Annotated in this window: 4 protein-coding genes; 3 read left to right on the top strand and 1 reads right to left on the bottom strand. The window is 62.1% G+C overall.

All coding sequences use genetic code 11. The features are described from left to right. Window positions 1–49: 49 nt before the first annotated feature. Both I6F37_RS34675 and I6F37_RS34670 read left to right on the top strand, forming a co-directional pair. On the top strand, window positions 50–223 hold the full coding sequence (locus tag I6F37_RS34675) for a hypothetical protein (protein ID WP_225130074.1): 174 nt from the start codon (window positions 50–52) through the stop codon (window positions 221–223). Window positions 224–252: 29 nt separating this feature from the next. After that, window positions 253–522: a DUF2235 domain-containing protein gene (locus I6F37_RS34670; protein WP_225130076.1), complete on the top strand. Its 270-nt coding sequence runs from the start codon at window positions 253–255 to the stop codon at window positions 520–522. Between the two features lie 453 nt (window positions 523–975). Here I6F37_RS34670 and I6F37_RS34665 read toward each other — a convergent pair whose 3' ends face one another. After that, a complete protein-coding gene (locus I6F37_RS34665; RefSeq protein ID WP_225130077.1) occupies window positions 976–2,781 on the bottom strand; it encodes a S8 family serine peptidase in 1,806 nt (601 codons plus the stop codon). Window positions 2,782–2,937: 156 nt separating this feature from the next. On the opposite strand from I6F37_RS34665, the gene I6F37_RS34660 reads away from it, so the two are divergent. Further along, window positions 2,938–10,050: a methyl-accepting chemotaxis protein gene (locus tag I6F37_RS34660; protein WP_225130080.1), complete on the top strand. Its 7,113-nt coding sequence runs from the start codon at window positions 2,938–2,940 to the stop codon at window positions 10,048–10,050. The last annotated feature ends 24 nt before the right edge of the window (window positions 10,051–10,074 follow it).

Raw genomic sequence — 10,074 nt, 5'->3', positions numbered from 1 at the left:
GAACCCCTTGAACCAATCGCTGGTGGGCCTATCGGATAAGGACCGCACAATGCCGATCGAGGGCGGTCTGAGCATTCTCGACGACAACCACCGGGTCTATTCCCTCACCTTCATGCAAAGCGTTCCGGAGGCGGAGTTGAACAAGCACGGGATCGAACGCCCCAAAGTGATTCAGGACGTCTGGGTTGCGACGCATCGGGACGGCGAGACATTAGATAGCTAGCCGGAGCGGCGAGTTGCACCCGGCGTTTGATGGCCAGGACTTTGGCGAGAGGACCACATCGTAATCCGGCTCGCCAACATCACCAAACTGAACTCGCGATCTACGCCAAGCATGCGATTTCGATCGACGAGAACCGTGCGGATTTCAGAAGTTTCCCGTGGTCCCCGACGGCGGAAAAAGCGGGCGAACGCGACGTCCACGGCAACCTGTATTTCGAGCAGGTATGTTTCCCGGGCGTGCACGCCGATATCGGCGGCGGCTATTTGGAAAACGAAGCCGCGTGTCGGATGTGGCCCTGAACTGGATGGTTGCCGGCGCATCGCTTATCCCGGACGGGCTCAAGCATGACAAAAGCGTCCTGCAGCTTTCGCCGGACCCGGCCGGCCCCCAGCCCAACAACCAGGCCGGTGGATTGCTCAAGGCCGGCATGCGTCGCCTCCCCGTGGATCCGAACACGGGCGAGTCCACCGCCAATGCACACCCGTCAATGCACGCTTGGCGGCAGGGTCGGTCCTGCTGTACGACTGGACGGGAAACTATCGCCCGACAACATGAGCGTACACGTCGACTTCAAGCATTACTTCGATCAGATCAGGCCGCACCGCCGAGACTTGGTCGCTGACGATATCGAGCTCAAATGGGAGAAGGCCAACTATGGCGGTCGTCTATAGCTTTTTGGCTGTGTTCGGCGCCGCACGCTCGAGCGTGCCGCAAGGTCGAATTCGCTCCGTCGCGCCAAATTCGTGTTGCGATCAACTTCCTACCGGTGCTTTCGCTGCGGTCACGGAATTCAGCGCATTGACGCGTCCGCGCCCCCAAATGTTCGGCAATGGCGCAGGCGGGGCGTCGGCGTGGTCACCGAGCAGCTTGGCGACCTGATCTTGCTTGAGCGTGGGCTTCACCTGCAGCATCGCCGCAACCACGCCGGCAACATGCGGAGCCGCCATACTGGTACCCTGCTTGGCCGTAAATGGCTTGCCAGCAACATCGAACTCCGGGTGCGGCTCGGCGTTGATGGCCTTCGCCGAAATGATCAACTGACCGGGCGCGCACAGGGTGGGAAATTGACGGTCGTCCAACGTCGGTCCCTGGCTCGAGAACGCCGCGGGCTTGTGCAGATCTGCGGACGGTCTCGTAACGTATGCTCCAACCGAGATGGCCTTGAGCGCGGTCGCCGGAATCGTACCGGTACTCGCGGCGCTCGTTTGCGACGAGGTGAACGCGGTTGCCGGAGTCCCCTTGCGTCCTTTCGGGGCACGCAGATAACCATGATAAACGCCAGCGTCGGCACCGGTCCCCACGGTGACACCCGACAAGGTAATCGACCATGTCCCAGGAGCAATCCGCAGACCGTCCCGACGAATGGCGATGCTGATCCGGTTCTTGTTGTGGGCAGGAACGGCAATGGCGGATGCGAGACTAACGGTCGAGCGGCCGAGCGTGCGCCGCACCGAGCCCCCGCCGGCCGCGAGCGACATTGAAACGCCCGAAGGATCGGTGAGAACGACATCGAACCTTTCCGCAGTCGACTTCAGACCGTACCAGATTTCGATGTCCAGCTCCTTGGCCATCTGCCTGTCATAGATGCGGAAAGTGATCCGATCCGTGGCGCCGCGCGCGATCCTGCCCCGAACGTGCTTGTTCTTGTTTCCATCGTTGCCGGCCGAGATGACGATGGCGCGCCCCTCGGCCCCGAGCGCAGCATCAATCGCCCTTTCATCCAGGCTACGACCGTCGCGCGCGCCCAGCGGTTGGCCCAAACTGAGATTGATAACGGAGGGACAATTGCGCGCTCTCGCTCGTTCCTGGATGTATTCGATCCCCTGCCGTATCAGCGCAAAGTTGAACTTGGTGGCGACAACGATCAGATCCGCGGCCGGAGCCATTCCGACGAAAGCTGCCGCCGGGCTGCCGGGCGAAACGGCGCCGTTGCCAGCGGCAATTCCCATGACATGGCTTCCGTGTGGATCGTCGGGCACGTCCTTGGTGCGCAGCCGCCGTCCACCCGTTCTCAACGCGTCATTTATGGCGGTTTCGGTGAATTCCACGCCACTGCGAGCCGTACCGTCAACGTTGTTTCCGGGGGAACCTTCCGAGGGAAAGCGGGGCGGACGACCCGGTCGTGCCGGCACGGGTTCGAGGCGCTGGTCCCAGATCGAAAGGATTCGGGTCTTGCCATCGGGTTTGCGAAAGCTCGCATGCGTGTAATCGATGCCAGTGTCGACGATGCCGATGATCACCCCCTTCCCCACTTCGCTTCCGATCACGGGCTGCAGCACGTCGGCCTTGATGTCGGATCGGCTAACGTCGAATGGCGAGTATAGCGTGCGCGCGAGCTCTATGTATTCGATGCCCAGGCGGTGGACCTCGGGCAGGCTCGACAGGGGCATCTCGGCAGAGATGATGCCGCCGGCCGTCGCGTGCAGCCGCATTCCCAAGGCCACAAGTTCATCAAGATCGCCATGCCATTCGAACGTGACCGGCACCCGTGTCGTCGCCCGCTCGTGTGCGGGCGTGTCGTCGTACATCCATTGCAGATGCGGATCGATGATCGTCATGTCGCTTCTCGCAATCGGTGGAGGGTAAGACACGTTCGATATTGACCGATCAAGCGTTCTACGGCAAGTTGCAAGAGGGTCACGGACCATTTCGTCCGACCGCATTTCTAGACTTCCTATTTTCGGGCACGACGTTTTTGCTTAGGGGATTGGACCATGGCGGGCGTCGCTGGGCCGGCTAGAATTTCCTTTATCGCCATTCGCGCGATGGAAGACAGGTCGGATGGCCCGCTTGAGGCCGTCGTCATCGGCACCAACGATCTGGACGGAACCGACTGGCGCTACGTTTGCTACGATCTTGCGGTCTTCAAAAACCTTCTCAGGGATCGTGACAACCCGTTCGCCCCGAAGAACCCGCTCTACGCGGCGAATGCCCGTTATCACGACGGCAGCGACGCGAACGACGCGCATCTAGGTCACGTCGCCGTCGATGACGATCAAGACCCAACCCCGCCAACATCTGCGATCGAACTTCGCGGCATCGCTCTGTTCACGGCATATCGCGCGCCGACCAACTATGCGGCGGAGAAGGATCCGGTCAAGCGGCAGCAGAAAGCCTGGGACGTCTTCGACGAAGGTCCGCTCGCCCGCTTCGATACGATCGCCCTGGCCCGCACGCTGGCCGACAATCCGGCGCCGCGATGGCAGGTTTCGAAGCTCGTCATTACGCCGGCGACCGGAAAACCCGGCAGCTTCAAAGCGCTCGCGATCAGGCTTCAAGTTCGCCTCGCGTTGAACGGCCACTGGATCAGGCCGAAAGTCGCCACCTCAGGCGACCGCTATGACAGCCGCTTTCACGTGGGCCTCGATTTGGTCCAGGCGACAACGACACAATCCTTGTGGAAAATCGCCGCCGCGCCGAGAGGCGCGCTTTGCCGGCTTATCCAGATCGCGCTCACGATCGGGCCATGGGATCGTGGAGAACCCGCGCTCAGCATCATTCCACTACGCTATGCAAATAGCGATTTCATCGACGCGATCGTCAAACCCGATGACGGCAATCTCTCCACCGATCAGGTCGACGTAATACCCCTGTTCGTCGATCAGGGCATTCCCAGTCAACCGCCCAACCGTCCGCGCCGCGAATTCGGGCTTCGTGCGGTCGAGCACCAATTCAACAAGGACACGGGCTCCCATGACATCATCCGTGTCGCTTTGCGCTTCGAGCTAACCCTTTGGAACTATAGCGGCAAGATCGGCAGTATCCTCAAGCGGTTCTTTTCCAAACCCGAGCTCCTGCCGGTCAAAGGCCGGGTCCGCTTCTCCCAAGAGCAACGCGTCGGTGACATCGGCGCCCGCGGCCTCAAGCCGTTCTTACCGGTGCAATGGATCGTCGCCGCCCGCCTCGATCCGCTCAACGTCGACCCTAAAGCGGACCCAAAGCTTCAGCGACCCGATCAGATAACCGATTTCGTCATCGACGCGTTCGATGTCGTCATCGACGATGAGCATGACAGTCTGCGTAAGGTCCGTGACGGGACGCCACTAAGCGTCATGCCCGCGCTGGCCAAACGCAAGTCGGAACGCGGAATGCCGTGGCACGCAGTCGGGTTGCTGCGCGAGAATTCCGCCTGGCGCCGTGTCATCGTGCCGACCACCGGCACCGTCAAGGATGCGGCCGATAAGCGGCGTCAAACGGCTTTCCTGTCCTTCGAGCCGCGGTTCATCCCCGATATGTGGCAGGGGGTCACCGCATTCGAGCTCGTCGAGAAAGGCAAGTCGGACGAGGATCCGCGCTTCGCCTCGCCCTGTACGGCGACGTTCGCTCGTATGATCGCAACGGAGGGCACGGCGCCGGTCTGCAAGGCGCGCATCTCCGCGCCGTTCGTCGCCGCGAGCACCGATGTCCAACCCGGCGCGTGCACGGACGGACCGGCATGGCAGCCCGCTATCACGCAGACCGACGATCTCGGCACGGTGCCGACGATCAAGTTTGGCTTCTCGCTCGAAAGCACCGATGGCTCCGAGATAGCGCTCGGCGCGCTGGGCTTCTCGCTTCTGAAAGCCCCGGACCTCACGATGGTCACCAAGGCCGATCTGACCGGGCTTCTTGCCCGATCCGGTGGTGACGAGCTGCCAGATGCGCAATTGCAGGCGGTCGTTAAATTCCCGATCGAGTGCGTTAAGCCAATCGGCCAGGACGACCTGCCTCCTCAGATCCGCAGGCAGTTGCTCGGTCGCCCGACGCCCATTTCGGATGACCCTGACGAGCCGCTCCTGCTCGAACTGGACTACCGCAGCGGCTCCGAGCAACCCGATGACGAAAAGCTCATTCAGGCCTTGGTCGCCACGGAATCACTCGCGCCCGGTGAAAATCAGTCGGTCTCCCTTTCGCTGCGCGCGATCAGATCGACGACGACGACCAGCGCAGCTCCAAAGCGGCTCGCCTTGGTGATCGACCCGACCCCGTTCCGGGTCGCCGCCGTGGAGTATGTCGAGCCTGCTCGGGCCGCCACCGATCAGAGCAACGAAGTCGCGATATGGAGCGACGAAGGTGACGTGTCCTGGCGCGTGCTTGATCCTTCCGAGGCGGTACGGATGGTACTGCCGCCTCAGGTCATCGGCGAGGCGATGGAGAAGAACGCAACCGCAATCGCCGGCGCACCGAAAGATGTCGAACCAGGCCGCCCGGCGGCCGCGCGGTTTGGTGCGCACGGACGCCTCGAGGTCGACCCCACCTTTGCGGACACCAACTTCCGCGAGCCAGGCTGGAACCTCCGTCGTAACATGGGCTATCCGACCATGCGGACGCCGGGCTCCCGCTTGAAGGAGCTTCGGCTCGAGCTGCTCTACGGTTTGACGACCCGGATCAGCACCACCGACAAGAGCACCGACGCCTTCGTCACCGAGATCGGCGCAACGATCGGAGCGCCTGTATCTCCCGTGTCCGATACGGCGAGCGCGTCTCGCGCGACACTGAAGAGCCATCTTCAACTCGCGAGCCTCGTGTTGCGGGCCCAGCGCAGGCGACTTGCCGTCGACAAGCTCTGGAGCGGTCGCCCCGATGCCGAGCTGAAGATCGAGGACGGCGTAAGTTTCAGGCTACGCACCGGAGGATCGGACCCGGCACATGGACCCGCGACCCCTCTTCGCTGGCCTGTACAAGGCGAAATCCCGGCAGATACCGGTGGTCTGATCGAATCCAAGAAGCTCGCGCAGACGTTTTCGACCAGCCAGGACGACCGGGAGAGTTTTCCCGGCGGGGTCGCCTGGGCTTTCGAGAGCGCCAATATCCTGATGAAGGTCTACAGCCGACCGGACGCGGACGGGGGTTCGACGAAAGGCGTCCACCTCTCCGCGCACGGCGGCTATGGCGGCCAGCGGGCGCTGTTCGACGAGAAGAAGACCGTTGTCGAGACCGAGACCGGCCAGGGCCGCGTCCACCGTTACAAGCTCGAGCGCATCGGACGCATCGGCGGCCTCTGGAATCGAGCCAAACACGTCATCATCTATGAGCGGTCCGTCGTACCTTCCGCGCAATTCTTCAATTTCGACCCGATCGGCCTGTTGCAGGACGAACACGCCGGACGCCCGATCCTTCGCAAGGTCGAGGAGTACGTCGAGCTGCTGCAGCCGGTGCGCCGCTATCCCGAGGACGGCAAATCGATCGCGGCCGCCGGATTTCTCGTGGGCGTGGAGTTCAAGTCGGGCAAAATCCGTGTCGATAGCCGCTGGGGCGGCGATGTGCGCCGCGAAGGCTGGCAAGTGCCTCTGTGGAACAAGGCCTTCGCGAGCCTCCCGCCGGTGTTGGCCCCCACCAGGCTAGGCGATCGCCCGATCAATCCGGACGATCCCTCGCTGATCTATCCAAAGCCGCAGATTCGTTTCCTGCTGGCGGGAGAAGGCGGCGGCGAAATTTCCGTCGAGGTCGACGAGCCGGAAAAGCTCGTCTTCTACACTTCCGTGGTCGACGGCGAAAGCGGCGACGACACCGATGCATGGCGATCGGTGCGCGATATCGATTTCATCGATCTACCGCCGCCGGCCGCGGGCCGCATGAAGCCCAACAGCGCCAATCTCACCGACGCCATGATGCCGTCAGAGCCGGCGCACGCACCTGGTTTCGAGCGGATGACCATCGGCCTGGTCCGTGCGAAGGAGCCGGCTGTCCTCACCCACGGCCGGGCTCCGAGCGGCCCCGGCACGATACTCAAGAACATAACAATCGCCCGCGCCGCACCACGGGCCGCCGTCGGCGCCCCAAGCCCACTGACGACTTTCGGGCAGTCACTGACGCAACACAGTTCCGACCTGCGGGCGGCCATCGATGCCAAAGTCGGCCAAGCGCTCGGCGTCCTCGAGAAACTGGACCCCGAGAAGCCTCTCACCGCTGTCAAAAACGACGCCGTCGCAGCCATCGGCGCCGCACTCAGCCATCCGAGTTTCGTCGGCGATCTCAGGGCCGCGACTTCCGATGTCAAGAACTCGCTCAAGTCAATCGATCTGAGCAAGATCGACCCAAAATCGCCCTGCGCCTCGCTCGCAGACCGCCTGAACGATGCTGCCCAAGGACAGGTCGAACGTCTGCGTAAGATCGCCGGCGAGGCGATCGATTCCACACTTGATGGGGGCCTGAGGCCGATCCGCAACATCGCTGGCATCGTTCGCGACGTGAGCGTGTTCCTCGACAGCGAGGATGCATGGCTATCGCCGGATGAACGCGCCGACCTGATCGACAAGCTGTCAGGACTGCAGAACCGGATCGCCACCATCGCGGACGAAAGGAGAGCGGACATCGAGCTGCTGTCAAAGCGGGTGACGGCGGATCTCGAGGCCATTAAGGCAGTAGCCGGCGCCTCACTCGGTGAAGCGCAAGACGTGGCAATTCCGGCCGCACTCGGCAAGATCCACGATACGTTCAAGACGCTGAAGGACGACGTCGGCGCGGCAACGGTGGTCAACGATTTGATCGCGGCGTCCGCACGCGCGACGCTTGACGAGCTTCGCAAGCAAGCGCAGCAAATCGACACTGAACTTTCGCATATCGACGATACGGCAGCGCTCATGGCAGCGCGCCGCATCCTGCCGGCCATCCACGACACGTTGGGGCAGGCAATCACGCTCGCCGACGGTCTTACTCACGTCGGTGCTGCGATCAGTGACGACGTGAGGACGGCTCTCGCCTCCTACGAGGCGTCGCTCAAGCAGTTTGAGGACGCATTGAAAGCCCGTCTCGGCACCGCCGGCGGATCACTCCAAGCGCTCGCCACCAAACTCGATCAAATCATCGCCGAGGCGCAGAATGCCGCGCGCGGCCTCGTCGTGTTTCTCGAAGACACGATCGACGCGGGCCTTGCCGAGGCAACCAGCATCTTCGATCGGATAGCCGATGCGATCATTGCCCTCTCGGCTCCCGAAGATCCCGACGACGATGCCGATTCCACCGGCGCTATCCATCGGGCGCTGACGGCGATAGCTGACACCAGCGGGTTGATCGAGAAGGCCGTGGTTGCGCAGGGCGAAATTGTCGCAACCGTTCTACGGAAGACACTCGACGCGCTCGCTGCCGGCATCACCGCCGCGATCGTTGACGTGGGGAAGGAACTCAAGGATGCCTGCGCGGTATTCGACAATTTTATAGGAGAGATACGGAAGGACGCGCAGAAGGTCGCCGATTGGCTGCAGAACGCCCTCGACGTGGACGGTTACAAGAAACGGTTGGACGATGCGGTAAAGCAAGCCATCAACGATGCCCAGGGGTCCATCGAAGACCTGAAGCGGCGTGCCGCGGAAGAAGCCGAACGCGTCACGCGCGAGGTCGAAAATCGTGCACGACAGATTTCCGGCGCGGTCCAGGAGACTTTGCGCGATGCGCTGGGAACAGATCCAGTAAAATTAGCCGATCAGGCCAATCGGCTCTATCAGGAAGGCAGCGATACCTTACGGCTCCTTCGTGCCGTCGGCGACCCTCCACAAACGGATCGGCTCGGCTTCAATCGACCAGAAGTCGCCTACGTGCTCGCCGAGGCCAACAAGGTCGTCGACATGACCCCGGCGATTGCGCTGGTCAACCGGGTTTCGGATACGCTTGCGGCGGCCGATAAGGCCGGCAAGGCGGTCGGTGACATGCTTCAGTCGTTCGGCGTGCGGCTGCCCTCGAGCGGCGTTGCCGAGCAGTTCATTCCCGACAAACTGAAGCAATTGTCCGTCGCGGATCTCATACCGAATATGGGCGGTATCGATTTCCGCGGCCTGCTTCAAAGATTTGCCTTCCCGGATCTTGACGACTCCAAGGCCATCAAGGTTCAGCACGGTTTCGACAACGTCCAGATGCGCGCCTGGCTTCAGACCGACATCGACGTCCCCTTCACCGAGCCCGCGCCCCTCCTGTCGTTCGGCCCCGTTGAGATCGTCGTCGACGAAGCCAAGTTCAATGCCAAGGCGCGGATGTCAGTGGGCCGCGACGGGACCCAAAAGACATTCAATGGCCGCATCTTCGGCGACTGGAGAGTCGTGACCGGCGGACAGGACATCCTCACCTTCCGTCAGACTGGCTTGTATTTCGACGACTCCGGCAAGATCGATTTCAAGATCGACCCGGAACGGGTAGAACTCGCCGACGCGCTCGCGTTCCTGACTGATTTTCTCGCCGCTTCCGGCGAGGGGGACGGGCTGGTCATTGAACCGCTGATGCGCGGCGGAGTGCCCGCCGGCATCGCCGCCACGCTCGACATCGACCTGCCGGACCTGCAGCTCGGCGTGTTCGGAATCTCGAACCTTTCGTTGCACATTCTGTTCGGCATCGCCGCGGTTCCTCAGTTCGAGTTGATGTGCGAACTGTCGGTCGCCACCAAGACAATGCCATTCACGCTGAGCGTCTGGATCCTGAACGGCGGCGGATTCCTGACGCAGCGGCTATCGTTCCTCCCGGTCGCCAAACCTCACCCGATCCTGACCTATTCGCTCGAGGTAGGTATCGTCGCCGGCGTTGGACTAGGCTTCAACTTTGGCGTCGTCTCGGGTGGCGTCTGGCTTCAGGTCGGCTGCTCAATAACGATGACGTGGTCGACCGGCGCCGGTGGCAACACCACTGCAATTTCAGTCTTCATACTCGCGCGCGGCAACGTCGACGTCGCAGGCCTGATCACGGCGGCCATTTCGTTGTTGCTGGAGGTCACCTACGACGGCGCGCTGATGATCGGGTCCGGAACGCTCCGGCTCAGTTTCAAGATCAGCGTCTTCTACACGCTGCGTGTCTCCCAGCACGTCGAATATCAATTCGCCGGCGAGAAGAAGCAGTCTGAAGGCTATTCCGATTCTTACGCTTGATTTTGTCGTACCAAGGACCGTTCG

Origin of the sequence: Bradyrhizobium sp. NBAIM08, assembly GCF_020193935.1 — a bacterium.
GTDB classification, from domain to species: domain Bacteria; phylum Pseudomonadota; class Alphaproteobacteria; order Rhizobiales; family Xanthobacteraceae; genus Bradyrhizobium; species Bradyrhizobium yuanmingense.
Note: the sequence above shows the minus strand (reverse complement) of the source record. Positions and strands in the feature narration are given on the sequence as shown.